A 26,233-nucleotide genomic window follows, 5' to 3' on the forward strand; every position below is an offset into this window, starting at 1 on the left:
CCCGACAACCGGGAACGCAATCGTTAGCGGCGGGTTTGGCCGATTATTGAGTGCCCCCCCCCGCATAGGGACCCGCCCAAGGCGTCCTCACCCCCTCACCTCAAAGCCCTCCGCACCCTCTAAGATGGTTGCCGCCCTCGCCACCGTCTCCCGCCGTGCCCATGCCTGTCGACGCCTCCGGCCACTCACCGTCGCCCCCGCCCGAACGCCCGCTTGCGCGCGATCTGCGCCGCGACCGCTGGCGGGTGGTGGGGCTGTATCTGGTGCTGGCGCTGGTGTGGATCCTGTGCAGCGACGCGGCAGTACAGGTGCTCGCCGGGGACATGCATACCGCCGCCCGCTGGCAGACCTTCAAGGGTGCCTTCTTCGTGATCGCCAGCGCCGCGCTGATCTACCTGCTGCTGCGCCCGCTTGCCCAGCACGTGCTGCATACCCACGCGCTGCTGGAAGGCTCGGAAGCCCGCCATCGCCAGATGTTCGAGGGCAACCCGGGGCCGATCCTGGTGTACGACCTGGCCACACTGGCGATCCTGGATGTAAACCCGGCCGCGTGCAGTCTGTTCGGCTGGTCGCGTGACGAGTTCATGGCGCTGCCGGTGGATGCGTTGTGGCCGCCCGGCCAGGATGCCGCACTGACGGACAAACTGGCCCAGATCCGCGACCAGCCCGAGCAGTTGTGCGTGATCACCGCCGACCTGCGGCTGAAGGATGGCAGCCACCGGCGCATGGAGATGCGCAGCAGTGCGATTGACTACGACGGCCACCAGGCCCGGCTGCTGATCGCCATCGACCGCACCCGCGAGGACCAGGCGCTGCAACGCCGCGACCAGGCCCTCGCCCGCGTCGAAGAGGCGCACGAGATGGCCCGCATCGGCGCGTGGGAGCTGGACCCGGCCAGTGGCCAGGGCCGCTACTCCAACCAGGTCTATCGGCTGCTGGGCCGCCGCCCGCCGGAGGCACGGCGCTGGCACCGCTTCGAGGAACTGCTGGTTCCTGCCGATCCGGCCACTGCGGCGCTGAGCGAGCAGCTGCTGGTCGACATGACCTCCGGCGAGCCGGTGCAGATCGACGTGCTGCTGCCCCTGCTGGCGATGGATGGCCGCGCCCTGATGGTGCATCTGCGCGCGCAGAGCGGCCTGGACGACGCCGGCCGGCCACGGGTACTGGGCACTCTGCAGGATGTGACCGAGCGCGAGCAGTCGCGTCGCCTGCTGCGCGAACGCGAGGAACAGTTCCGTGAGCTGGTGCGGGTGCTGCCGGACGGCGTGGTGATCCTCTCCGACGAACACGTGCTCTACGCCAACGCGTGTGCCGCAGCGCAGTTCGGCTATGCCAACCACACCCTGCTCGGCGAACCGCTGGCGGTGCTGGTGGCCAGCGCCGATCTGGCGCGGGTACGGGCCCAGCTGTTCGCGCCCATCCCGGTGCCATCGACCGGCGCCGGCGAAGTGATCGGCATGCGCCGACTGGATGGCCAGCATTTCCAGGCCGGCCTGGCCGTCGGCGATGTGCGATATGGCGGTCGGAACTGCAAACTGCTGATCGTGCGCGACCTGAGCGAACCCGAACGCATCCGCGCGGCGCTGGAAACCAGCAACCGCGAGCTGCAGGCGATGGCGGGCCGATTGTTCTCGCTGCAGGAAGACGAGCGCCGGGCCATCTCGCGCGACCTGCACGATGACATCGGACAGGCAATCACCGCGATGAAACTGTCTGCCTACGCGGCGCAGGACGAGGCCGACCCGCTGCGCCGTGACGAAGACCTGGTGCAGATCATCCAGCTGGCCGACACCACGGTGGCAAAGCTGCGCGACCTCTCCACCCTGCTGCGCCCACCGCAACTGGACGCGCTCGGGTTGGAGGCGGCCCTGCGCTGGCAGGCCGGGGTACTGTTCCGATCGGCGGCCATCGACCTGTTGCCGGACATCCAGTCGCTGCCCCGCCGCCCGGCCGGCGACATCGAACAGGCCTGCTTCCGCATCGCCCAGGAGAGTCTGACCAACGTGCTGCGCCACGCGCGCGCCAGCCAGGTCAGCCTGCAGCTGCGCGACGTGGACGATCACGGCCTGCACCTGCAGATCCGCGACGACGGTGAAGGCTTTGACCCGGACGGCCCGCGCGGGCTGGGCCTGATTGTGATGCGCGAACGTGCGCAGAGCGTCGGCGGCACCCTGAAAATCGAGTCGGCGCACGGCGCCGGCACCCTGATCGACCTGTACCTGCCCTACCGCGCCACCGGCGTGAGGGCCGCTGAACTCCTGGAACACTGAGCCCATGTGGAACCCTTCCCTGCCCCTGGTCAGCATCGAGGATGCCCCGGACCGCCTTGGCGCCGGCAACCCCGAGCTGCAGGCGATGGTGGCCGAGGCCGCCTCCGGCGGCACCCCGCTGATGCTGATGCACGTGGACATCGACCATTTCGCATCGGTCAACGAGAACATGAGCGCCGAGGTGGGCGACCAGGCCCTGGTGCTGGTCGCCCAGCGCCTGCAGCACCACCTGCGTGGCCGCGGCAAGCTGTGGCGGCATGGCAGCGATGAGTTCCTGATCGCGGTGCAGCGCACCGCCGATGTGCCGCTGCCCGAGGACCTCGCCGAGGAAATCCGCCAGCAGCTGGAGCTGCCGCTGTCGGTGCTGCCCTATACGCTGTTCATGACCGGCAAACTGGGCGTGAGCCTGTGCCCCGAACACGCCAGCGGTGCGTCGCGGCTGCTCGACCATGCCGAGGACGCGCTCTACCAGGCCGCCCGCGAAGGCGGCAATGCGGTGCGCATCCATGCGGTGGATACGCCATCGAGCGCGCACAGCGAGAGCATCATTGCCCGGCAGATCGTCGATGCCATTCCCAACGGTGAACTGAAGCTGCGCTACCAGCCGCTGGTCAGCGCACGCGACGGCCACGTGGTGGGCATGGAAGCGCTGCTGCGCTGGCAGTCGCCGACGCTGGGCATGCTGGTGCCGGAGCGCTTCATGCGCACGGCCGAGCGCCTGGGCATCATCGTGCAGATCGGCACGTGGGTGCTGGAAGGCGCACTCAAGCAGGCGCGGTTGTGGCGCGACCAGGGCTTCGACGATTTCACCATCGCGGTGAACGTGTCCACCCTGCAGCTGCTGCGCCCGAATTTCTTTGCCGAGGTAATGGCGCTGATGCAGACCGCCGGGGTGCCGGCGCACATGCTGACGCTGGAGATCAACGAGAGCGCGCTGACCAACAACGTCAATTTCGTGCACGAAACGCTGGTCAACCTGCGCAATGAAGGCATCAGCCTGAGCCTGGACAACTTCGGCACCGGCGACTCCAGCCTGAGCGCGCTGGTGCGCTACCCGGTCGACAAGCTCAAGATCGACCGCAGCTTCATCAAGAGCGCGCCGGCCGGCAACCGCGAGGCGGCCATCGCCCGCGCGATCATCGCGATGGGTCACCAGTTGGGCATGACCGTCATCGCCAATGGCGTGGAGTCGCAGGCACAGCTCGGCTTCCTGCGCCGCAACGACTGCGATGTGTTCCAGGGCTATCTGTTCGGCGAGCCGATGTCGGCCGATGCGGCCGGGATGACGCTGCGCCGGCGCTACCTGCGCCCGGAGGCCTTCGCCGAAACCCGCCCGGACCGGACGCTGCTGCTGCTGGACGACGAAGAGAACGTGCTGCGCTCGCTGGTGCGCCTGTTCCGCCGCGACGGCTACCGCATTCTGGCGGCCGGCAACGTGCGCGATGCCTTCGACCTGCTGGCGATCAACGACGTGCAGGTGATCCTGTCCGACCAGCGCATGAGCGACATGAGCGGTACCGAGTTCCTGGGCCGGGTGAAGATGCTCTACCCGGACACGATCCGGCTGGTGCTGTCAGGCTACACCGACCTCAACACCGTCACCGACGCGATCAACCGCGGCGCGATCTACCGCTTCCTGACCAAGCCGTGGAACGACGATGAGCTGCGCAAGCACATCCACCAGGCGTTCCGCACGCACGAAGAGCAACGCCGCGCCAACACCGCCCCGCCGGTAGCGATTGCAACGCCGGAAGACGAGTGACCTGACGCCAGCGCGAACAGCCCCCGGCATCTGCCTGCCGCTGGCTGGGCCGACGGGGACGGGCTTACGGCACACCCGCACCCGTCAGCACCGCACGGCCATCGGCCACAGGCTGTTCGCGCAGACCCCGCCCACCCGGCCATCGCCGGGCGTCACGCAATCACCCGATCACCCGATCTCGCCAGCGCCGGGTTCAGCGCGGCTGTTTGATCGGCAGTACCACGCGGAAACGTGCGCCCTCGCCCGGGGTGCTGTCCAGGTCGATGCGGCCGTGGTGCTTGTTGATGATGCTGTAGGAGATCGACAGGCCCAGACCCGTGCCGCTGCCCACCGGCTTGGTGGTGAAGAACGGGTCGAAGATGCGCTGGCGCAGTTCCGGCGAAATGCCGCCGCCGGTGTCCTCGAACTCCACCCAGACCGTGTCGCCGTCCACGCCCGTGCGCACGGTGATCGTGCCGCGTTCGGCGATCGCGTGGCCGGCATTGAGCAGCAGATTCATGTAGACCTGATTGAGCTCGGACGGCAGGCATTCCACCAGCGGGAGCTGGCCGAACTCGCGGTGCAGCGTGACCTTGTACTTGAGCTCGTTCCAGATGATGTTGATCGTCGATTCCAGGCCCGCGTGCAGGTCCACCAGCTTCCACGACTCGTCGCGGCCGGAGTACGAGAAGTCCTTCAGATCGCGCACGATACGTGTCACCCGCTCGATGCCCTCGCGCGACTCGGCCATCAGCTGCGGCAGATCGCGGCTGATGAAGTCGATGTCGAACCGGTTGCGGATGTCGTCGATTTCCGGGATCAACGCCTTGGGGTCGGGCGCACGCAAGGCACGCTCGTAGGCTTCGATCACCGTGAACAGACTGCGCAGGTATTCCTGCAGGCTGCCCAGATTGGAGTGCACGTAGCCGATCGGATTGTTGATCTCGTGCGCCACGCCGGCCGCCAGCTGGCCGATGGACGCCATCTTCTCCGACTGCAGCAGCTTTTCCTGCGTGCCGTTCAAGCGCAGGTAGGCCTGCCGCAGCTCGGCGTGACGCTGCTGCAGCTCACGCTCATAGTCTTCCTGGCCTTCGATGCGGTGGAACAGGGCCAGATAGTGGCGCTCACCTGCCGCCTCATGATGGTAGACGTGGGCGATGACCATGCGCTCGCCGACCGGCAGGCTGCCATTCCAGTGGCCCTGCTGCCGTGCATGCTCCAGCGCGTCCGGCGGCAGGCGTTGCCGCAGCCACTGGGTCGCGCTCAGGCCGGCATCGGGCTCGGCCTGGCCGACGATGGCGCGCAGGGCCGCGTTGGCCACTGCCACGCTGCCGTCCTCGCGAAACAACAGCACCCCTTCACGGGTGTGCTCGAACAGGGCGAGCAGGACCGGCTGGGGCGGCAACGGCGCGGTAACAAACGAGATATCGGCGGTCACGGTCACATCGGGCAGGTGAAAACAGGCGCCCAATATACGCGAACCGGAAACCCCGGCCCGGCAGGTGCTGCCCGGGCCGGTCAGGCGACGGCCAGCGGCCGGCGCGTGTGAAGCGTGCTGGATTGGCCCTTGGCGTCATATGCCGACGCCTCCTCACTGCGGCCCAGCTGGCGCAATGCCCAGTTGACCTCGCGGCGGCGGCGCGCCAGCAGCACGCCGTTGGCGCGATTGCGCTCGGCCAGTTCCTGCAGACGCTCGCCCTGGCCGACCGGCAGCGCCGCTTCGAGCGCACGCAGCGCCTCCAGCTTGGCGCCGGTCGCCTGAATCAGCGCGTGGACATCATGCTCGACCAAGGCCAGGCGTTCGACGTCCAAGGCATCGCTGAGGCGCTGCAACGGCTCGCTCATCGCCAGCGTCATCCCTGCAGCTGCTGGTCCAGCTCAAGCATCCGCGAGGCAATGGCGTCAGGGTTGATCGTGTAAGTGCCGTTCTGCAGCGACTCGCGCACGGCCTGCACGCGGGCCGCGTCGATCGCCGGGGCCGTGCTCAGCTCGCGCTGCATGGCCTGCAGCGAGGTGGCTTCACCGGTCAGCCGCAGGCTGTCCACGGCTTCCACCGGGCGCGCCTGGGGATCGGTACCCGCGCTGGGCTTGGTGCCGAGGGCGACACTGCGCAGATGGGCGGTGGCCTGCAGGTTGCCGTCGATTTTCTGGCTCATGGAGATGTCCTGGGTGTTCGGTTCACAAGGGATAACGGCACAGAGGCCGCCACCTTTAGGGGGAAATGGCAGGGTTTTTCAGCACAAACGGATGCCGGTCAGCATTGTGATCAACGCGTCACTAAAACGTCGCCACTGGCGTCCACGGTACCTTGAACGATCTTGCGTGACGACAGGTTCTCCACCGACACCCGTTCGTGCTCGCCCGCGTCGGCCATCGCCCGCCCGGCCACCCGCACCTCCACCCCGCCCCGGCGCGAGACCAGGGCGACGCTGTCGCCCCGGCGCACCAGGCGCTGGGCGACCAGGTCGTTGGCCGACAGCAGGCTGCCGGCGCTCAGGGTCCGGCGGGCTACCCGGCCGACCGCCACCTGGGGGTCGGCCAGTGCGGCGCCGGCAATGCGCGCCACGTCACGCTGGGCAGTGGTGATATCGGCCGCCGTCAACGTTTCTCCAGCGGCGATCCCGCGGTTGAGGACCAGCACCTGCTGGTTGCGGCGGACCTTGACCGGCACGAACAGCCGCCAGCCGCCGGCATCCGGGCAGCTCACCTCCACCGTACTGGTACCGGTCGGCTGGGCGCGCAGGGCTTGACCGCAGGCCGGCAGGCGCAGCGCCGAGTCCAGCGACGTGTCGCCTTCGGTGCCGGCCGGCAGCGTCGACAACGCCGCACCGCGGATGCTCTCCACCGGCTGCCAACCGGCGGCAGCCCCGGCCGGGAATGCCAGCAGCAGGGACAGAACGACCAGGACAGAACGCATGCAGACTCCAGGGGCAACGGACATGCGCAGGGCGATGCAAGGTGCATGCCGCAACCCACCGTCGCTCCCGGGCGCGCCGCGCTCAAGTCGCGCCGGGTGGCGCCGATACCAGACCCATGTCCCATGACCTGCTCAACCGCATCGACCAGCGTACGCGACTGGCCGGCCACAATCGTCTGGCCCTGCTGCTGTTCCGGCTTGGCGGACGTCAGCTTTTTGGCGTGAACGTGTTCAAGGTACAGGAGGTGCTTCGGCGCCCGTCCCTGTTCCAGGTCCCCGGCCTGCCCAGCCAGTTCGCCGGCGTTGCCGACGTGCGCGGCCGCTCGGTGCCGGTGCTGGACCTGGGCCTGGCCATCGGCCACCCCGAACGCGAACCGGATGCCGATACCGCGCCAGGCTATCTGGTGGTGACCGAGTTCAACCGCTCGATCCAGGGCTTCCTGGTCAGCGGCGTGGAACGGATCGTCAACATCGCGGTGGAGGACATCCACCCGCCGCCGGAACTGGGTGCCGAATCGAGCTACCTGACCGCCGTCACCCGTTTCCAGGGTGAATTGATCCAGGTGATCGACGTGGAAAGCGTCCTGGCCGATATCGCCCAGGTGCGCGGCGAAGCCGTGCTGGACCCGTCGATGGCCCTGCCGGCCGATGCCCCGCCGATGCAGGTACTGGTTGTGGACGACTCGCGCGTGGCCCGCCAGCAGATCCGCAGCGTGCTGGACCAGCTGGGCGTGAGCGCGACCCTGCTGTCGGACGGCAAGCAGGCGCTGGACCATCTGATCCAGATCCATGCGGCCGGGGAGAATCCCGCCGAGCGCTACGCGATGGTGATCTCCGACATCGAGATGCCGGCGATGGACGGCTACACCCTGACGACGGAAATCCGGCGCCACCCGGGTCTGGCCGGCCTGTACGTGCTGCTGCACACCTCACTGTCGGGCGTATTCAACAACGCGATGGTCGAGCGGGTGGGCGCCAACGCCTTCGTGGCCAAGTATTCCCCGCACGAACTGGCCGATTTCGTGCTGGACCGGTTGCGCAAGGTGGCAATGGCCGCCTGAGACACGGCGGTCGCACGCGACCGCCGACGTCCACGCTCCCCCGGGAAGGCCGGAGCGGCATCGTTCATCCTCACGCCCAGCACCTGCTGGGCTTTTTTGTGGGCGTCAGGGCCGCCTTGCCCGCGCGCTGTCGACCCGGGCCATATGCCCCGACGCCATACCGATTGGCACAGCCCTTGCAGCCTCCCCCGCATCGTCCCGTGGGAGCGCGCCATGCCCAATCTGATTTCCGACTATCTGGGGGTCCATGCCCAGGCCATGCCGTTGCGCGAGCAGCGGATGAAGCTGATCGCCAGCAACCTGAGCAATGCCGACACCCCCGGCTACAAGGCCCAGGACCTCGACTTCGACGCCGCCCTGCGCCACGCCCAGGGCCTGGACGCCAACGGACTCATGAAAACCACCAACGAACAGCACTTCGCCATCGGCGGCGGCCTGAACCCCTTCCAGATTGCCAAGGACGGGGTGCAGCCCAGCATCGACGGCAACACCGTCGACCCGGACGCCGAGCGTGCCGCCTACGGCCGCGCCGCGCTGGAGTACCGCGCCTCGCTGAGCTTCGTCGAATCCAAGGTGCGCTCCATGCTCACCGCCATCACGGGCCAATAAGCCATGAGCAATCTGCCGATCTTCGACATCGCCGGCTCGGCCCTGCAGGCCCAGTCGGTGCGCATGAGCACCATCGCGTCCAACCTCTCCAATGCCGATACCGTCGCCGGGTCGGCCGATGCGGTCTACAAACCGCTTGAACCGATCTTCCAGTCCGTCACCAGCCGGACAGACCCGAACATCACCACCGTCCAGGTCAAGGAAATCAACCAGAGCGACGCGGCACCCATCAAACGCTACGAGCCCGGCCATCCGCTGGCCGATGGCGATGGCTACATCTACCAGCCCGACGTCGATCCGGTGGCGCAGATGGTCAACCTCATTTCCACCTCGCGCAATTACCAGGCCGGCGTGGAGATGCTGACCACCGCCAAGGAACTGGCACTGGCCACCCTGAGCATGGGTCGCTGACCCCCACTTTTGCAGGACATACCGTCATGAGCAGCACCAGCGGCGTCGGCCAGGGCAGCGATATCTATACCGCGCTCGGCCTCAACGCACCCAACAGTGACACCAGCAAGAAAAAAAGCACCCTGGACCAGGCCGACTTCCTGCGCCTGATGACCGAGCAGCTGCAGCACCAGGACCCGCTCAAGCCGATGGACAACACTCAGATGGTGGCGCAGATGGCGCAGCTGTCGCAGGTGCAGGGCATCACCGACCTCAACGCCACGGTGAAGGGTTTCCAGGACCAGATGTCCGGTGACCAGATCCTGCGCGGGGCTGCACTGGTGGGCCACGACGTGCTGGTTCCTTCGACCACGTGGTCGCTGGAAAGCGAAGGCAGCACCAGCGGCATGGTCGCGGCACCCGGCGCCGGCTTCGTCAATGTGGACATCACCGACGCCAACGGCGTCAAGGTCAACACACTGAGCGTGGAGGCCAAGGCCAGCGGCGAAGTCACGTTCGAGTGGGACGGCAAGGACGCCAACGGCAACCGCATGCCGCCCGGCAGCTACACCCTCGCCGCCACCTTCACCGACAGCGCCGGCGCCAAGACCAAGGCCAATACCTACGTCGAAGCACCTGTGGAAAGCGTCACGGTCGGCTCCGACGGGCTGTACCTCAACCTCAAGGGCCTGGGTACGGCCCCGATCGACTACGTGCTCCGCATCAGCTGAGCCGCCCCACCCCGCATACCAGGAGCAATCTCATGGGCTTCAATGTCTCGTTGTCCGGCATCAACGCCGCCAATGCCGATCTGAACGTCACCGCGAACAACATCGCCAACGTGAACACCACCGGCTTCAAGCAGTCGCGCGCCGAGTTCGCCGACCTGTTCTCGGCCACCAGTTACGGTCTGTCCAAGAACGCCATCGGCCAGGGCGTGCGCCTGACCAACGTGGCCCAGCAGTTCTCGCAGGGCAACAACGAGCAGACCGGGCGCAGTCTGGACATGGCCATCTCCGGTGAGGGCTTCTTCACCATGACCATGAACGGTGCGCGCGTGTACTCGCGGGCCGGCAACTTCCAGACCGACCAGGCCGGCTACGTGATCAACCCGCAGGGTGCGCGCCTGCAGGTGTTCGCCCCGAACGCGGACGGCACCAGCTTCGACGCCGGTCGCCTGGTCGACCTGCAGCTGCTCACCACCGACAGCCCGCCCAAGCAGACCAGCAAGGTCAACGTCAGCTTCACCCTGCCGGCCGACGCCAAGGAGCCTACGGTCACTCCGTTCAGCCCGACCGACTCCAACAGCTACAGCCAGTCCACCGGCGGCATCACGGTGTACGACTCGCTCGGCGTGAGCCACACCCAGACGTCGTACTTCGTCAAGGGTGCCGCCGCCAACGAGTGGCAGGTCTACAACTATGTGGACGGCCAGGCACAGGGTGCGCCCACCACGCTGACCTTCAACAATGCCGGTGCACTCACCTCGCCCGCCAACGGCCAGATCACCCTCACGCCGTTCACCCCCAGCACCGGCGCCGGCCAGCTAGCGCTGACCCTGGACATCTCCGGGTCCACCCAGTACGGCGAGAAGTTCGCGCTGCGCAATACACAGCAGGACGGTTACGCGGCCGGCAAGCTCAACGAGATCACCGTGTCTGAAGAAGGCGTGGTGTACGCGCGCTATTCCAATGGCGATGACAAGGCGCTGGGCCAGGTGGCACTGACGACCTTCAACAATACCCAGGGCCTGGAAGCCAAGGGCAACAACCTGTGGGTGGAGACCTTCGGCTCGGGCACCCCCCGCACCGGGGCACCGGACAGCTCCAACCTCGGCAAGGTCCAGGCCGGTTCACTGGAAGCCTCCACGGTCGACCTGACCGAGCAGCTGGTCAACATGATCACCGCCCAGCGCAACTTCCAGGCCAACTCTCAGATGGTCTCGACCATGGACCAGATCACCCAGACCATCATCAACATCCGTTGATGAGCCACTGACCGCATCACGGGACGACAACGATGGACAAGGCGCTCTACGTAGCGATGACCGGTGCACGCGCGTCGCTGCAGGCCCAGGGCACGCTTTCGCACAACCTGGCCAACACCGATACCCCTGGCTTCAAGGAAGCGCTCGCCAACACCGAGGCGTTCCCGGTCAAGGGCACCGGCTACGCCTCCCGCGTGGACGCCCTGCACGTGGACGCCGGGTTCAACCGGCGCATGGGTGCCCAGCAGATCACCGGCAACCCGCTGGACCTGTCGCTGCAGTCGGGCAACTGGCTGGCGGTGCAGCCGCCGGCCGGTGGCGGTGAAGCCTATACCCGCGGTGCGGCACTCTCGATCACGCCCAATGGCCAGCTGGTGACTGCCGGCGGCCATCCGGTACTGGACGAGAACGGTGCGCCGATCGCCATTCCGCCTCACCAGGCGATGGACATCGGCAACGACGGCACGATCTCGATCATTCCGCTCGGCGAAGGCCCGCAGACGATGGCCAATATCGGCCGGATCCGCGTGGTGGCCGCCGCCGACGACCGCCTGGAACGCGGCCTGGATGGGTTGATGCGCAACATCGATCCGCAGCAGCCGTTTGTGCAGGCCCAGGGCAAGTCGCTGGAAAGCGGCCAACTGGAGGGCAGCAATGTCGATGCCGCCGGTGCGCTGGTGCAGATGATCCAGCTGCAGCGCCAGTACGAAATGCAGGTGAAGGTGATCAAGCACGGCGACGACAACGCCCGCAGTGCCAACAGCCTGTTGCGCCTGGGCGGTTGATCGCCCTGTCGGCGGCGCGGTGACGCACCCCCGACGGAATTCCGGCGCGGTTCTGGCACGCGCCATGCATTGCCTCTTGTAACGGCCGCCCCCCTGCGGCCACCCGCAGAACACAAAGGAACATCGCCATGAACCAGGCATTGTGGATCGCCAAGACCGGACTGGATGCGCAGCAGACGCGCATGTCGGTGGTGTCCAACAACCTCGCCAACACCAACACCACCGGGTTCAAGCAGGACCGCGCCAGCTTTGAAGACCTGCTGTACCAGCAGGTGCGCCAGCCTGGCGGTGCGTCTTCAGCGCAGACCCAGCTGCCGACCGGCCTGCAGCTGGGCACCGGCGTGCGCGTGGTGGCCACCTCGAAGAACTTCGAGCAGGGCAGCCAGCAGCAGACCGGTCGCGCGCTCGATGTGATGGTCAATGGGCGTGGCTTCTTTGAAGTGCAGATGCCCGACGGTTCCTCGGCCTATACCCGCGACGGCTCGTTCCAGCGCAACCAGCAGGGCGAACTGGTCACCAACAGCGGCTATCCGGTGCAGCCGGGCATCCAGATTCCCGAAGGTGCACAGTCGCTCACCATCGGTACCGACGGCACGATCAGCGTGAAGATGGCCGACGACGCCGCCTCGGTGGAGATCGGCGCACTGACCCTGACCGACTTCGTCAATCCGGCCGGTCTGCAGGCACGGGGTGAAAACCTGTTCCTGGAAACCACCGCCTCCGGCCCCGCGCAGAACGGCAACCCCGGTCTCAACGGCCTGGGCAGCGTGGTGCAGGGCGCGTTGGAAGGCAGCAACGTCAACGTGGTCGAAGAGCTGGTGTCGATGATCGAAACCCAGCGCGCCTACGAAATGAACGCCAAGGCGATCTCCACGACCGACGCGATGCTCGGTTACCTCAACCAGAACGTCTGATCGGCCGAACCGGAAGCCCTGCCATGTCGCCCCTGCGCCCTACCCTTCGCCTGCTGTTTGCCGGCTCCCTGGTTGCCCTGCTCGGCGGCTGCGTCATCGCTGGCGATGTCCGGCCCTATCCGCCGATGGCGCCGGTTGTCCCGATCGCAGCGCCTACCCCTCAGGCCACCGCCGGTGCGATCTACGCCGCCGGCCCTGGCCTGCAGCTGTATTCGGATCGACGCGCGCGTGATGTCGGCGACCTGCTGACCATCACCTTGACCGAAAACACCACCGCGCAGACCACCGCCAATACCACGACGGCCAAGGAATCGGACCTGAGTATCGGCACCCCGACGGTCTTCGGCGCACCGGTCACGCTGGGCGGCAAGGACATCCTGAGCGCCAGCGCCAAGGGTTCGCGCGACTTTGCCGGCAAAGGCACCAGCGCACAGAGCAATCGCCTGCTCGGCAGTGTCACCGTCACCGTGGTGCAGCGCCTGCCCAACGGCAACCTGGTGGTGCAGGGTGCCAAGAACCTGCGGTTGAACCAGGGCGACGAACTGGTGCAGGTGCAGGGCATCGTGCGTGCCGCGGACATTTTCCCCGACAACACCATTCCGTCCAGCCGCGTCGCCGATGCCCGCATCGTCTACGGCGGTCGCGGTCCGGTCGCCCAGTCCAATGCAATGGGCTGGCTGAGCCGCTTCTTCAACTCGGCGTTGACGCCGTTCTGAGCCTGACATGACCTTTTCCTTCTTCATTGCTGGGCAGCGACGCACCGCGTCGCGCTACGCGCTGCGTGCGGCGGCGACGCTGCTGGCGGTGTTCGCCCTGGCTGCCCCCGCTTACGCCGAGCGCATCAAGGACCTGGCGCAGGTGGGCGGCGTGCGCACCAACGCGCTGGTCGGCTACGGCCTGGTCGTGGGTCTGGACGGCAGCGGCGACCGCACCAGCCAGGCGCCCTTTACCGTGCAGAGCCTGAAAAACCTGCTTGGCGAGCTGGGCGTCAATGTGCCTGCCAACGTCAACCCGCAGCTGAAGAACGTGGCCGCCGTGGCCATCCACGCCGAACTGCCGCCGTTCGCCAAGCCGGGTCAGCCGATCGACATCACGGTCTCTTCGATCGGCAACGCGGTGTCGCTGCGCGGCGGCTCGCTGCTGATGGCCCCGCTGCGCGGCGCCGACGGCCAGGTGTATGCGATCGCGCAGGGCAACCTGGTGGTCGGCGGCTTTGGGGCGCAGGGCAAGGACGGCTCGCGGGTGTCCGTGAACGTGCCCAGCGTGGGCCGCATTCCCAACGGCGCCACGGTGGAACGGGCGCTGCCGGACGTGTTCAACGGCGGCGGCGACATCACACTGAATCTGCACAAGAATGACTTCACCACGGTGTCGCGCATGGTCGCCGCGCTCAACCAGGCGTTCGGCGATGGTGCGGCACGCGCGATTGACGGGGTGACGGTGTCCGTGCAGTCGCCCAGCGACCCTGGCGCGCGCATCGGCCTGCTCGCCCGCATCGAGAACCTCGAACTCACCCCCGGCAGCGCGCCGGCCAAGGTGGTGGTCAATGCGCGGACCGGCACGGTGGTGATCGGCTCGCAGGTTCGGGTGGGCGCAGCGGCCATTTCACATGGTTCGCTCACTGTGACCATCAACGAGAACACCAACGTCAGCCAGCCCAATGCGTTCGGCAACGGCCAGACGGTGGCCACGCCGCAGTCCACCATTACCGCCACCAACGATGGCAGCCGCATGTTCAAGTTCACTGGCGGCACCACGCTCGATGAAATCGTGCATGCGGTGAACGCGGTGGGCGCCGCCCCCGGCGATCTGATCGCCATCCTGGAAGCCCTCAAGCAGGCCGGCGCGCTGAGCGCCGAACTCGAGGTGATCTGACATGCGCATTACACCCGCACTGGAACTCAACCCGGCCCAGGCCAACAGCCCGGCCAAGGTCGACAAGGTGGCACGCCAGCTGGAAGGCCAGTTTGCGCAGATGCTGGTCAAGAGCATGCGCGATGCCAGCTTCGGCGATTCGCTCTTCCCTGCCGAGAACACGATGTTCCGCGAAATGTACGACCAGAAGATCGCCGAGGCGATGACGCGGGGACGTGGCCTGGGCCTGTCGGCGATGATCGCCCGCCAGCTTGGGGCCGCCGAAGGCGAGGCGGCCGCGCCGGTCGATACCGCGCTGAACCCGGCCGCCGCCCTGCGCGCGTACCGGCTCAATGCGCCATCGGCCGCGCCGATGGCGTTGCCGGCGGGCACTGCGCCGACTGCCGTGCCCAGCGAGGTGGACGTGCTTCAGCACCTGCGTGGCGCTGATCCGTCAGCAGTACTGCAGCCTATGGAGCGTGCGCTGGACCTGATCGCCGGGCGCGAAAGCAGCCAGATGCACGAAGCGCTCGGGCGGAACGATCCGTATGCCACGCCGCCGGCCGTGAGCGGGTCCGCCGGGGAAAACTGGGCCGCGTTGTCCAACGACCGCTGGAGCGGCGTCAATGACGGTGCCACGCGTACCACCGGTGCCGTGGACACGCTGGCCGCCAGTACGGCGGCCGCCACGCTGGGTCCGCACACCCCGGAAGGCTTCGTCGCCAGCATCTGGGGCCATGCCCAGCAGGCGGCGCGCGAGCTGGGCGTCGATGCCAAGGCCCTCGTCGCCCAGGCGGCCCTGGAAACCGGCTGGGGCCGCAAGCTGGTGCAGCGCAATGGCGGCGGCAGCTCGCACAACCTGTTCGGGATCAAGGCCACCGGGTGGAGCGGTGAGCGTGCCAGCAGCGGTACCCACGAATACGTTGACGGCGTTCGCCGCAACGAAACCGCCAGCTTCCGCGCGTATACGTCGGTGGGCGACAGCTTTGCCGACTACGTGAAACTGCTCAAGAACAGCCCGCGTTACCAGAACGCGCTGCAGGCCGGCGGCGATGTCCGCGGCTTTGCGCAGGGCCTGCAGAAGGCCGGCTACGCCACCGATCCCGGCTATGCGGCCAAGATCGCCGCAATTGCCGGCGGCCCCACCATCGAGCGCGCCATCGCCGCCGTGGGCGACGCCAGCCGGCGCTTGGGCCAGACCTTTGCCAGTACCGCCAGCCCGACCGGGCTGGGTGTCATCCGTCGTTGAGGTAACCCATGTCCAGCGTACTTTCCACCGGCACCAGTGCCCTGCTCGCGTTCCAGCGGGCGTTGGCCACCACCAGCCACAACGTCGCCAATATCAACACCCCCGGCTATAGCCGGCAGAAGGTCGACTTCGCCACCGCCAACCCGCAGAACTTCGGCTATGGCGATGTCGGCAACGGCACCCGCATCACCGACATCCGGCGCGTCGCCGACCAGCTGGCGATATCGCGGCTGCTCGACGGCAGCGGCGAACTGGCGCGCCTGAAGCAGCTGTCGACGATGGCCGACCGCGTCGATGCGATGTTCTCCGACACGGCCACCAATGTGGCCGGGGTGTGGTCGAGCTTCTTCGATACGGTCAGCGGCCTGTCCTCCAATGCCTCGGGCACCGCCGACCGGCAGAACGTACTGGACGGTGGCAAGACCCTCGCCAACCGCTTCCAGCAGCTCAACGGTCAGCTCAACACGCTCAACGGTGAGGTCAACAACGGCCTGATCGCCGGTGCCAGCGAGATCAACCGGCTGGCCAAGGAGATTGCCCAGCTCAACGGCGCCATCGGCGGCAATGCGGCCAATGCCGCGCCGGATCTGCTGGACCGCCGCGACCAGCTGATCGCCAACCTGGTCGGCTACACCGGCGGCAACGCGGTGATGCAGGACGGCGGCATCATGAATGTCTACACGGCCGGTGGCCAGGCACTGGTGGTGGGCACCACCGCGTCCAAGGTCACTACTGTGACCGACCCGTACATGCCCGAGCGCCTGCAGCTGGCATTGGAAAGCGCCGGGCAGAAGATCACCCTGGAATCGAAGACCCTGGGCGGCCAGATCGGCGGCCTGCTCGAGTTCCGCGATACCGTGCTCACCCCCACCCAGGCCGAACTGGGCAAGCTGGCGATCGGCATGGCCAGCAGCTTCAATGACGTGCACCGCCAGGGTGCGGACCTGTATGGCAACCTCGGCGGCGATTTCTTCAACATCGGCGCGCCGCGCATCACCGGCCACGCCGGCAATGCAGGCACGGCCAGCATGGCCGCCAGCTTCGGCGACCTGTCCAAGCTGGACGGGCAGAACGTCGTGCTGAAGTTCGACGGCACCCAGTGGCAGGCCAGCCGCGCCGATACCGGCGTGGCGGTGGCCATGACCGGTACCGGTACTGCCGCTGACCCGCTGGTGCTCAATGGCGTGGAGCTGGTGATGACCGGCACGCCGGCGCTCAACGACCGCATGCTGCTGCAGCCCACGGCGGGCGTGGCCGGCACGATGTCCGTAGCGATCACCGATACCTCGCGGATTGCCGCCGCCGCTCCGATCAAGGGCACCGCAGCACTGTCCAACAGTGGCACCGGCAAGCTCAGCGGTGTCAAGGTGACCGACCACGGCAACGCCGCGCTGCGCAACCCGGCGGCGATCGTGTTCACCAGTGGCACCCAGTACACCCTGGATGGCGCCGGCCCGTTCACTTACACCGCAGGCCAGACCATCAGCGCCAATGGCTGGAGCTTCGTGCTCGACGGCGCGCCGAAGACCGGCGACACCTTCAGCATCGGTCCGACGCCGGCCGGCTCCTCGGACAACAGCAACGCATTGCTGCTGGCCAAGGTGGAACAGGCCAAGGCCTTCAACGATGGCACCGTGACCCTGAGCGGCGCTCTTGGCGGGCTGACCACCCAGGTCGGCGCCGCCGCCCGCTCGGCCGACTACTCCCTGCAGGCCCAGCAGGTGATCACCGACCAGGCGCAGTCCGCGCGCGATGCAGTGTCAGGGGTGAACCTGGATGAAGAAGCCGCCGACATGCTGCGGCTTCAGCAGGCCTACCAGGCCGCCTCGCAGCTGATCTCCACTGCCGACACCATGTTCCAGACCATCCTCGGAGCCGTAGGCCGATGAACAACCGTATTTCCACCGGCATGATGTTCAACCAGTCGGTCTCGTTGATGATGGCCAAGCAGGCCAAAATGAGCCACCTGGAGCAGCAGATCGCCACCGGCCGCCGCCTGGTGACCGCCAAGGACGATCCGGTCGCCTCCGGCGCCGCCGTGGGCCTGGACCGCACCCTGGCTTCCCTGGAGCGCATGCAGCTCAACGCCGGCAATGTGCAGAACCGCCTGGGCCTGCAGGAGAACGCGCTGGCCCAGGTTGGCGACATGATGGGCCGCATCACCGAACTGACCATCTACGCCAACAACCCGGCGCTGGCGGCGTCGGACAAGCAGTCGATGGTGACAGAGATCGAGGCCATCCGGGGCAACCTGCTCGCGCTTGCCAACAGCACCGATGGCACCGGCCGCTACCTGTTCGGTGGCACGGCCGACGGCAGCCCTCCCTTCAGCCAGATTGACGGGAAGGTGGTCTACAACGGCGATCAGAACCAGCGCCAGGTGGAGGTGGGCCCGGACACCTACGTGCTCGATGCCCTGCCCGGCAGCGAGATTTTCCTGCGCATCGGCACCGGCGACGGCCATGTGGATGGTGCCGCGGCCAGCGGCAACACCGGTACCGGCGTGCTCACCAATGTCACCCGCGATGGCAGCAACAGCTGGGACGGCAAGGCCTTCAGCGTGCGCTTCACCGCCGCCGACCAGTATGAGCTGGTCGACGACACCGGTACGGTGGTGTCCAGCGGCACCATGAAGGCCGGCGACGACCTGGTGCTCAACGGCGTGCGCCTGCACGTGGATGGCAAGCCTGCTGCCGGTGATACCTTCAACGTGGCCCCGGCCACCAGCCGCGACATCTTCAGTACCCTGGACAGCCTGATCGGCTCGCTGAAGATGGATACCGGCAGTGCCAGCCAGTCCGCCGCCCAGCAGAACCTGCTGCAGAGCGGACTGCGCGACATCGCCCGAGCCTCCGAACGGATGATCGACTCGCGCGCCGCTGGCGGTGCCCAGCTCAAAGCGCTGGACAATGCCGCGGACATGCGTGAATCCAACACCGTCACCCTCAAGGGCACGCTGTCGCAGATGCGCGACCTGGACTACGCCGACGCCATCAGCCAGTACCAGCTGGAAAGCACTGCCCTGCAGGCCGCGCAGACCCTGTTCTCACAGATGCAGCAGATGTCGTTGTTCAACACGCTGCGCTGACGGCGCGTCATCCCGTAACGGAAAGCCTCGAAGGCCGCGATGCGAACAGCATCGCGGCCTTTTTCGTTATGCGTCGCCAAACACGCCCGTCGCACGCGCCCCACTGGCAGGGGCGCGCGCCGGAGAGCGTGAGCCGGGGCCGCCGCGGGGCGCCCTGTCTCCGCGATCCGGCGCGGTGGCTGCCGCTGTGAGCGTGGCCGGGACCTTGACCCCGGGGCCGCCAGGCAGAGCCCGGCTTGACGGGAAAAAAGCCCTTCAATCTCCACCTCCGGTGCCGTTAACCCTTCTATCGGGGAGCTCAGCCACGGCCCCGGACGGCAGCACCGGCACCCCGGCGAGATTTCCGCCTAAAGGTTGTTGACAAAGCGCCGTTATTGATTTGGCAACAGCGAAGCACACAGCCAAACAAAAAAAAACGGCGGCGCTTCGTTCCATCAACCACCGGGATTCCAATAAGGGAGACGACCCATGGCACAGGTAATCAACACCAATACGATGTCGCTCAACGCTCAGCGCAACCTGAGCACCAGCGGCAGCTCGCTCGCTACCACCATCCAGCGCCTCTCGTCCGGTCTGCGCATCAACAGCGCGAAAGACGACGCCGCCGGTCTGGCCATCAGCGAGCGCTTCGGCACCCAGATCCGCGGCACCGACGTCGCCATCCGCAATGCCAACGACGGCATCTCGCTGGCCCAGGTCGCCGAAGGCTCCCTGAGCGAAATCGGCAACAACCTGCAGCGCGTCCGCGAGCTGGCCGTTCAGGCCTCCAACGCCACCAACTCGGCCAGCGACCGCAAGGCCCTGCAGGCTGAAGTGACCCAGCTGGTCAGCGAGATCGACCGCGTCGCCAAGCAGTCCGACTTCAACGGCACCAAGCTGCTCGACGGCAGCTTCACCAGCCAGCTGTTCCAGGTCGGCGCCAATGCCGGCCAGGCCATCGCCATCAACAATGTCGTCGACGCCAAGGCCAGCTCGCTGGGCAACGCCAAGTTTGCCGCCCCGGTCAACGGCACCGACATCGGCACGATCACCGACCTGAGCGACGTTGTCATCAACGGCGCCACCATCGGCACCATCTCCGGCAAGACCACCGCCGAATTCGCCGCCTCCGCCGCTGCCCAGATCAACAGCAAGATCGGCGAAGCCGGTGTCTATGCCGAAGTGGTCACCACCGCTGGCACCCCCGACACCCACAGCCTGAAGCTGACCTCCGTACAGGCCGACCGCGACCTCGTCATCGACGGCGCCACCCAGCTTGGCCTGGCTGACTCCACCGCCGCCGCGCCCAGCTCGGTTGCTGCCACCGCCACCTCCAGCTTCGTGGAGGATCTGGACGTCTCGTCCTACGTCGGCGCCCAGAAAGCGTTGGAAATCGTTGACAAGGCACTGGAATCGGTCAACAGCGTTCGCGCCGATCTGGGTGCCATCCAGAACCGTTTCACCTCCGTTGTCGCCAATCTGCAGACGTCCTCGGAAAACCTGTCTGCCTCGCGCAGCCGTATCCGCGATACCGACTTCGCCAAGGAAACCGCAGAGCTGACCCGCACCCAGATCCTGCAGCAGGCCGGTACGGCCATGCTGGCCCAGGCCAACCAGGTGCCGCAGAACGTGCTCAGCCTGTTGCAGCGCTGACATAAGCCGCTCCTGAAGCACGTCATGAGCGTCTAACCCCAATCACGTGCAACCGCTCAAGGACCTCTTCCCATGGCACAAGTCATCAATACCAACACGATGTCGTTGAATGCTCAGCGTAACCTGAGCACCAGCGGCAGCTCCCTGGCCACCACCATCCAGCGTCTGTCGTCCGGTTCGCGCATCAACAGCGCCAAGGACGACGCGGCCGGCCTGGCCATCTCCGAGCGTTTCGGCACCCAGATCCGCGGCACCGACGTGGCCATCCGCAATGCCAATGACGGCATCTCGCTGGCCCAGGTCGCCGAAGGTTCGCTGACCGAAATCGGCAACAACCTCCAGCGCGTCCGTGAGCTGGCTGTCCAGGCCTCCAACGCCACCAACTCGGCCAGCGACCGCAAGGCCCTGCAGGCCGAAGTGACCCAGCTGGTCAGCGAAATCGACCGCGTCGCCAAGCAGTCCGACTTCAACGGCACCAAGCTGCTGGACGGCTCGTTCTCCAGCCAGCTGTTCCAGGTCGGTGCCAACGCCGGCCAGGCCATCGCCATTGACAAGGTGGTGGACGCCAAGGCCAACGCACTGGGCGGCGCCAAGTTCGACAGCAACGCGCTGGCCCTGGCCGACCCGGCCGCCAATGCCGATTTCAAGATCACCGGCATGAAGATCAACGGGGTCGACATCGCCACCGTGGAAGTCAAGCAGGGCGCCGACGAGGCCGCCACCGGCAAGGCTTCGCGCGAGGCCGTGGTCAGCGCAATCAACGCCAAAATCGGCGAAACCGGCGTCTACGCTGAAGTCAACGCCGCCGGAAACGCGGTTACCCTGACTTCGGTCAAGGACAGCGTCGACGCCAATGGTGCCTTCAAGGCCATCACCGCCACCCCGGGCGCCTGGACCGGCGGCGCCACCACCCCGACGTTCGTCCCCACGCTGGCCGCCGCCGCACCGGCTGCCAAGTACGCCAGCGACCTGGACGTCAGCACCGTCAAGGGCGCCCAGCAGGCGCTGGAAATCGTCGACAAGGCGCTGGGTTCGATCAACAGCACCCGTGCCGACCTCGGCGCCGTGCAGAACCGCTTCACCTCGGTCGTTGCCAACCTGCAGACCTCCACGGAGAACCTCTCGGCCTCGCGCAGCCGCATCCGCGACACCGATTTCGCCAAGGAAACCGCAGAGCTGACCCGCACCCAGATCCTGCAGCAGGCCGGTACGGCCATGCTGGCCCAGGCCAACCAGGTGCCGCAGAACGTGCTCAGCCTGCTGCGCTGATCCACGCCTGCCCTGTCGGCGCCGGTGTGACCGGCGCCGCCATCGATACCGACGTCCAACGCTCCACCCACGCCTGAAGGAACTTCCATGGCACAAGTCATCAACACCAACACGATGTCGTTGAATGCTCAGCGCAACCTGAGCACCAGCGGCAGCTCGCTGGCCACCACCATCCAGCGCCTGTCGTCGGGTTCGCGCATCAACAGCGCCAAGGACGACGCCGCTGGCCTGGCCATCTCCGAGCGTTTCGGCACCCAGATCCGCGGCACTGACGTGGCCATCCGCAATGCCAACGACGGCATCTCGCTGGCCCAGGTCGCCGAAGGTTCGCTGACCGAAATCGGCAACAATCTGCAGCGCGTCCGTGAATTGGCGGTGCAGTCGTCCAACGCCACCAACTCGGCCAGCGACCGCAAGGCCCTGCAGGCCGAAGTGACCCAGCTGGTCAGCGAAATCGACCGCGTCGCCAAGCAGTCCGACTTCAACGGCACCAAGCTGCTGGACGGCTCGTTCTCCAGCCAGCTGTTCCAGGTCGGTGCCAACGCCGGCCAGGCGATTGCCATCGACAAGATCGTCGACGCCACGACCGCCAAGCTGGGTACGTCGACCTTCGCCACCGGCAAGGTCGGCGACGCGGCTGCGCCGCTGGCCGCTGATGCCACCCTGACCGGCACCATCAAGGTCGGCACTGCCACCGTCACCCTGGACAAGATCGAACTGAAGAGCGGCGCCACCGTGGCCGACCAGAACAAGGCCGCCGTCACCGCCATCAACTCCAAGCTCGGCGAAACCGGCGTGCTGGCAGAGCTGGACGACACCGGCAAGATCGTGGTCACCCAGGTCAAGGACGGCGTGGCAATGGCCGACGCCGACATCACCCTGACCGGCGCCGCCGGCTTTGCGCAGACCGCCGATGCCGTGGTCACCACCGCCAACGTCGCCAACCTGGACGTGTCCACCGTGACCGGTGCGCAGAAGGCACTGTCGCTGGTCGACAACGCGCTGAGCTCGATCAACAACACCCGTGCCGACCTCGGCGCCGTGCAGAACCGCTTCACCTCGGTCGTTGCCAACCTGCAGACCTCCACGGAGAACCTGTCCGCATCGCGCAGCCGCATCCGCGATACCGACTTCGCCAAGGAAACCGCAGAGCTGACCCGCACCCAGATCCTGCAGCAGGCCGGTACGGCCATGCTGGCCCAGGCCAACCAGGTGCCGCAGAACGTGCTCAGCCTGCTGCGCTGATCCTGCGTGAATCGAAGGCGCCGGGCGACCGGCGCCGCTTCCACCGCACCACGCTCCACGCACACCCGAAGGAATTCTCATGGCACAAGTCATCAACACCAACACGATGTCGTTGAATGCTCAGCGCAACCTGAGCACCTCCGGCAGCTCGCTGGCCACCACCATCCAGCGCCTGTCGTCCGGTTCGCGCATCAACAGCGCCAAGGACGACGCCGCCGGCCTGGCCATCTCCGAGCGCTTTGGCACCCAGATCCGCGGCACCGACGTGGCCATCCGCAATGCCAACGACGGCATCTCGCTGGCCCAGGTCGCCGAAGGCTCGCTGACCGAAATCGGCAACAACCTGCAGCGCGTCCGCGAGCTGTCGGTGCAGGCCTCCAACGCCACCAACTCGGCCAGCGACCGCAAGGCCCTGCAGGCCGAAGTGACCCAGCTGGTCAGCGAAATTGACCGCGTCGCCAAGCAGTCCGACTTCAACGGCACCAAGCTGCTGGACGGCTCGTTCTCCAGCCAGCTGTTCCAGGTCGGTGCCAACGCCGGCCAGGCCATCGCCATCGACAAGGTGGTGGACGCCAAGACCAACGCACTGGGCGGCGCGCAGTTCGCTACGGCCACCGTGGCCAAGGTGACCGGCGCCAACAACACCGACGTGGCCATCGATGCCTTCAGCATCACCGACAGCAAGGGCACCGAAGTCAAGTTCGACGCCCTGGACGTGAAGAGCGTCGGCACCGCCGCCCAGAACGAAGCGGCCGCCGGCAAGGCGCTGGCCACCCACATCAACGCCAAGATCGGCGAAACCGGCGTCTACGCCGAAGCCGATGCCACCGGCGCGGTGACCCTGACCTCGGTCAAGGACAGCGTGGACAAAGACGGCGTCGCGACGGTCTTCTCGACCGACGTGGACGGTGCCGGCACCGTCACTATGGGCACCAAGCAGTTTGCCGATGCGATCGACGTGTCCACCGTGAAGGGCGCCCAGCAGGCCCTGGAAATCGTCGACAAGGCCCTGGGTGCGATCAACAGCACCCGTGCCGACCTTGGCGCCATCCAGAACCGCTTCACCTCGGTGGTCGCCAACCTGCAGACCTCCACGGAGAACCTGTCCGCATCGCGCAGCCGCATCCGCGATACCGACTTCGCCAAGGAAACCGCAGAGCTGACCCGCACCCAGATCCTGCAGCAGGCCGGTACGGCCATGCTGGCCCAGGCCAACCAGGTGCCGCAGAACGTGCTCAGCCTGCTGCGCTGATCCACGCGTCCACGCCGCCGGCAACAGCCGGCGGCGCGGGCAAACCCCGAAACATCCGTTCAAACCTCACGCAGGAACGGGCCATGTCCATGCGCCGGATTCTCTCTCCCGGCAGCCACATCCCCGTGGACATGGCCCGCCCCTGCGGCAGAACCGTTATCAGCGCGGTTAGTTTGACTGAACATCCCGGGTGGCTTCGTCTCCCCCCGCTTTTTCAGTAGCCTGAGCCCTCCTCTACATTGGAGGAGGGTTTTTTACAGACCCCCGGCCGGACCGGTACTGCGTCCCGCCCCGATTCCCCTGCAAAGCGCGTGCCATTCTTCCGCGCCGAGCCAGTGGCACAACTCCTGCATCAACGTGGTTCTAAAGACCCGGCGGCTACGGCCGCTACATTCGTTGACGGCACGGCCACGCGGTATGACCGCGACGGCACACAGACAGGAGAAACAGCGTGGCTGACTTTGGTTATGGTGGCATCGGTTCCGGACTGGACATTTCCGGCATGGTGGCCAGCCTGGTCGCGGCCGACCGCAAGCCGGCGGACAACGCCCTCAACCTGCAGCAGTCCAAGGCCAAGATGCAGCTGTCGGCGGTGGGCACGGTCAAGTCCGCGTTCGACCTGCTGACCAGCTCGCTCAAGACGCTCAAGGCCTCCACCGCCTTCGATGCCCGCCTGGTCAGTGCGTCCAAGAGCGGCACCGACGAGATCCTGACGGTCTCCAGCACCAACGCCGCGGCGACCGGCAGCCACGAAATCAAAGTTACCCAGCTGGCCACGGCCAACAAGTGGATCGCCGACACGTCGGTGCCCAAGACCAAGACCTTCGGCGCCGGAACCCTGACGCTGGACGTCGGCGTGGGCGACAAAAAGAAGACGCTGGAGATCCAGGTCGACGCCGACGACACCCTCACCTCGATCCGCACCAAGATCGAAAAGGCCGGCCGCAGCCTGGGCGTGCAGTCCACCCTGATTGCCTCGGGCGACAACCAGTACCTGTCGATCTCGCAGGAAAAGGCCGGCACCGCCAACGCCATCAAACTCAGCGCGGGTGCCGGCAATGCCGACCTGACCGCGCTGGCAGCCAGCCTGTCCGAGCGCACCCCCGCGGCCGATGCCAAGCTCACCATCGATGGCGTGGAGGTGGTGTCCAGCGAGAATACCGTCACCGACGTAGTGCCCGGCCTGACCCTGAACCTGAAGAAGACCGGCGACAGCACCGTGACGGTCACCACCGACGTGGCCGCCGCACGCAAGGTCATGCAGGACTTCGTGACGGCCTACAACGGCGCCATCAGCGCCATCAACACGGCTACCAAGTACGACATCGAGAACAAGGAGCCGTCGTCGCTGACCGGCGATGCGCAGATGCGCGGCGCCTCCAGCCAGCTGCGCGCGATGATGGGCGGCGTGCTCAAGGACCTGGCCGCCGCCGGCCTGGACCCGAAAACACTGGGGCTGCAGACCCGCGCCTACCCCAATGCCGATGGCAGCCTGGTGCTGGATGGTGCCAAGTTCGAAGCGGCCCTGGTCAACCAGGCCGGCGCGGTGCGCCAGGCCCTGACGGGCGATGATGGCGCGGCCGCCAAGCTGTTCAGCATGGTCGAGGGCTACACCAGCACCGCAGTGGGCAAGGAAGGTGCCTTCGTATCGCGCACCAAGAGCATCAACGCCACGCTCACCGACATCGACAAGCGTCGCAAGGCACTGGATGTGCGCATGACCGGCGTCGAAGAACGGTACAAGAAGCAGTTCCTGGCACTGGACGCGCTGATGGGCAAGATGAGCCAGACCATGAGCAGCCTGAGCAGCCAGTTGTCCCAGCTCACCGGTTGACCACGTCGCCCGCGTAGACCCACTCAAGTTGCGCGCGCCCGCTGCCGATATGGATAGCAACGCATCACCCGCCGCAGCACTCCACCCGGTGCCGCAGACCTCGCGAGGCATGCGGCCCCGCACGAAGGAGACATGA

The 26,233-nt window shown here is 66.7% G+C and carries 23 protein-coding genes; 19 read left to right on the forward strand and 4 right to left on the reverse strand.

Annotation, left to right across the window (positions count from 1 at the left end; genetic code table 11):
* The first annotated feature begins 161 nt into the window (after positions 1–161).
* Together GDJ08_RS01545 and GDJ08_RS01550 are read left to right on the forward strand one after the other, a co-directional pair.
* Positions 162–2,270, forward strand: a complete 2,109-nt coding sequence (locus GDJ08_RS01545) for a sensor histidine kinase (protein WP_136004102.1) — start codon at positions 162–164, stop codon at positions 2,268–2,270.
* Positions 2,271–2,274: 4 nt separating this feature from the next.
* The gene (locus GDJ08_RS01550; RefSeq protein ID WP_153164151.1) at positions 2,275–4,032 is read left to right on the forward strand and encodes an EAL domain-containing protein; all 1,758 of its coding nucleotides are present in this window, start codon (positions 2,275–2,277) and stop codon (positions 4,030–4,032) included.
* 193 nt (positions 4,033–4,225) lie between these two features.
* Here the strand turns inward: GDJ08_RS01550 and GDJ08_RS01555 are convergent, their stop codons facing one another.
* From GDJ08_RS01555 to flgA, 4 genes are all read right to left on the reverse strand, one after another.
* Complete coding sequence (locus tag GDJ08_RS01555) at positions 4,226–5,449, reverse strand: ATP-binding protein (protein WP_026070497.1); 1,224 nt, start codon at positions 5,447–5,449, stop codon at positions 4,226–4,228.
* Positions 5,450–5,529: 80 nt separating this feature from the next.
* Positions 5,530–5,862, reverse strand: coding sequence for a flagellar protein FlgN (locus GDJ08_RS01560; protein ID WP_484600336.1), 333 nt, complete (start codon positions 5,860–5,862; stop codon positions 5,530–5,532).
* Between the two features lie 2 nt (positions 5,863–5,864).
* Positions 5,865–6,167 (reverse strand): flagellar biosynthesis anti-sigma factor FlgM, encoded by a 303-nt coding sequence (gene flgM, locus GDJ08_RS01565; RefSeq protein ID WP_017354432.1) that lies wholly within the window; start codon positions 6,165–6,167, stop codon positions 5,865–5,867.
* A 110-nt stretch (positions 6,168–6,277) separates the two neighbouring features.
* Positions 6,278–6,928 (reverse strand): flagellar basal body P-ring formation chaperone FlgA, encoded by a 651-nt coding sequence (flgA, locus tag GDJ08_RS01570; protein WP_017354433.1) that lies wholly within the window; start codon positions 6,926–6,928, stop codon positions 6,278–6,280.
* A gap of 116 nt (positions 6,929–7,044) precedes the next feature.
* Between flgA and GDJ08_RS01575 the strand changes: the two genes are divergently transcribed.
* From GDJ08_RS01575 to fliD, 17 genes are all read left to right on the forward strand, one after another.
* Positions 7,045–7,989, forward strand: coding sequence for a chemotaxis protein (locus tag GDJ08_RS01575; RefSeq protein ID WP_017354434.1), 945 nt, complete (start codon positions 7,045–7,047; stop codon positions 7,987–7,989).
* Between the two features lie 213 nt (positions 7,990–8,202).
* Positions 8,203–8,598 (forward strand): flagellar basal body rod protein FlgB, encoded by a 396-nt coding sequence (gene flgB, locus GDJ08_RS01580; protein WP_017354435.1) that lies wholly within the window; start codon positions 8,203–8,205, stop codon positions 8,596–8,598.
* A gap of 3 nt (positions 8,599–8,601) precedes the next feature.
* Positions 8,602–9,009 (forward strand): flagellar basal body rod protein FlgC, encoded by a 408-nt coding sequence (gene flgC / locus GDJ08_RS01585; RefSeq protein ID WP_017354436.1) that lies wholly within the window; start codon positions 8,602–8,604, stop codon positions 9,007–9,009.
* Between the two features lie 26 nt (positions 9,010–9,035).
* On the forward strand, positions 9,036–9,719 hold the full coding sequence (locus tag GDJ08_RS01590) for a flagellar hook capping FlgD N-terminal domain-containing protein (RefSeq protein ID WP_017354437.1): 684 nt from the start codon (positions 9,036–9,038) through the stop codon (positions 9,717–9,719).
* A gap of 32 nt (positions 9,720–9,751) precedes the next feature.
* Positions 9,752–10,975, forward strand: coding sequence for a flagellar hook protein FlgE (flgE, locus tag GDJ08_RS01595; RefSeq protein WP_017354438.1), 1,224 nt, complete (start codon positions 9,752–9,754; stop codon positions 10,973–10,975).
* A gap of 32 nt (positions 10,976–11,007) precedes the next feature.
* Positions 11,008–11,760 carry a flagellar basal body rod protein FlgF gene (locus GDJ08_RS01600; RefSeq protein WP_153164153.1) on the forward strand — a complete coding sequence of 251 codons (753 nt, stop codon included), beginning with the start codon at positions 11,008–11,010 and terminating at the stop codon, positions 11,758–11,760.
* Positions 11,761–11,888: 128 nt separating this feature from the next.
* Positions 11,889–12,674 carry a flagellar basal-body rod protein FlgG gene (gene flgG / locus GDJ08_RS01605; protein ID WP_017354440.1) on the forward strand — a complete coding sequence of 262 codons (786 nt, stop codon included), beginning with the start codon at positions 11,889–11,891 and terminating at the stop codon, positions 12,672–12,674.
* 23 nt (positions 12,675–12,697) lie between these two features.
* The gene (gene flgH, locus GDJ08_RS01610; RefSeq protein WP_153164155.1) at positions 12,698–13,390 is read left to right on the forward strand and encodes a flagellar basal body L-ring protein FlgH; all 693 of its coding nucleotides are present in this window, start codon (positions 12,698–12,700) and stop codon (positions 13,388–13,390) included.
* 7 nt (positions 13,391–13,397) lie between these two features.
* Entirely contained in the window at positions 13,398–14,549 is a 1,152-nt protein-coding gene (locus GDJ08_RS01615; protein ID WP_136004094.1) for a flagellar basal body P-ring protein FlgI, read from the forward strand.
* Between the two features lies 1 nt (position 14,550).
* Positions 14,551–15,777: a flagellar assembly peptidoglycan hydrolase FlgJ gene (gene flgJ / locus GDJ08_RS01620; protein WP_153164157.1), complete on the forward strand. Its 1,227-nt coding sequence runs from the start codon at positions 14,551–14,553 to the stop codon at positions 15,775–15,777.
* A gap of 8 nt (positions 15,778–15,785) precedes the next feature.
* A complete protein-coding gene (gene flgK, locus GDJ08_RS01625) occupies positions 15,786–17,666 on the forward strand; it encodes a flagellar hook-associated protein FlgK (protein ID WP_017354444.1) in 1,881 nt (626 codons plus the stop codon).
* Positions 17,663–18,865 (forward strand): flagellar hook-associated protein FlgL, encoded by a 1,203-nt coding sequence (gene flgL, locus GDJ08_RS01630; RefSeq protein WP_017354445.1) that lies wholly within the window; start codon positions 17,663–17,665, stop codon positions 18,863–18,865. The genes flgK and flgL overlap by 4 nt, the downstream gene beginning before the upstream one ends.
* A gap of 468 nt (positions 18,866–19,333) precedes the next feature.
* The gene (locus GDJ08_RS01635; protein WP_153164158.1) at positions 19,334–20,497 is read left to right on the forward strand and encodes a flagellin; all 1,164 of its coding nucleotides are present in this window, start codon (positions 19,334–19,336) and stop codon (positions 20,495–20,497) included.
* Between the two features lie 72 nt (positions 20,498–20,569).
* A complete protein-coding gene (locus GDJ08_RS01640; RefSeq protein ID WP_153164159.1) occupies positions 20,570–21,766 on the forward strand; it encodes a flagellin in 1,197 nt (398 codons plus the stop codon).
* 87 nt (positions 21,767–21,853) lie between these two features.
* Positions 21,854–23,011 carry a flagellin gene (locus GDJ08_RS01645; protein WP_153164161.1) on the forward strand — a complete coding sequence of 386 codons (1,158 nt, stop codon included), beginning with the start codon at positions 21,854–21,856 and terminating at the stop codon, positions 23,009–23,011.
* Between the two features lie 79 nt (positions 23,012–23,090).
* Complete coding sequence (locus GDJ08_RS01650; RefSeq protein WP_136004082.1) at positions 23,091–24,263, forward strand: flagellin; 1,173 nt, start codon at positions 23,091–23,093, stop codon at positions 24,261–24,263.
* Between the two features lie 451 nt (positions 24,264–24,714).
* Positions 24,715–26,097, forward strand: coding sequence for a flagellar filament capping protein FliD (gene fliD / locus GDJ08_RS01655; protein ID WP_017354508.1), 1,383 nt, complete (start codon positions 24,715–24,717; stop codon positions 26,095–26,097).
* The last annotated feature ends 136 nt before the right edge of the window (positions 26,098–26,233 follow it).

It is taken from the genome of Stenotrophomonas nematodicola (genome assembly GCF_009467805.1).
GTDB lineage: Bacteria > Pseudomonadota > Gammaproteobacteria > Xanthomonadales > Xanthomonadaceae > Stenotrophomonas > Stenotrophomonas nematodicola.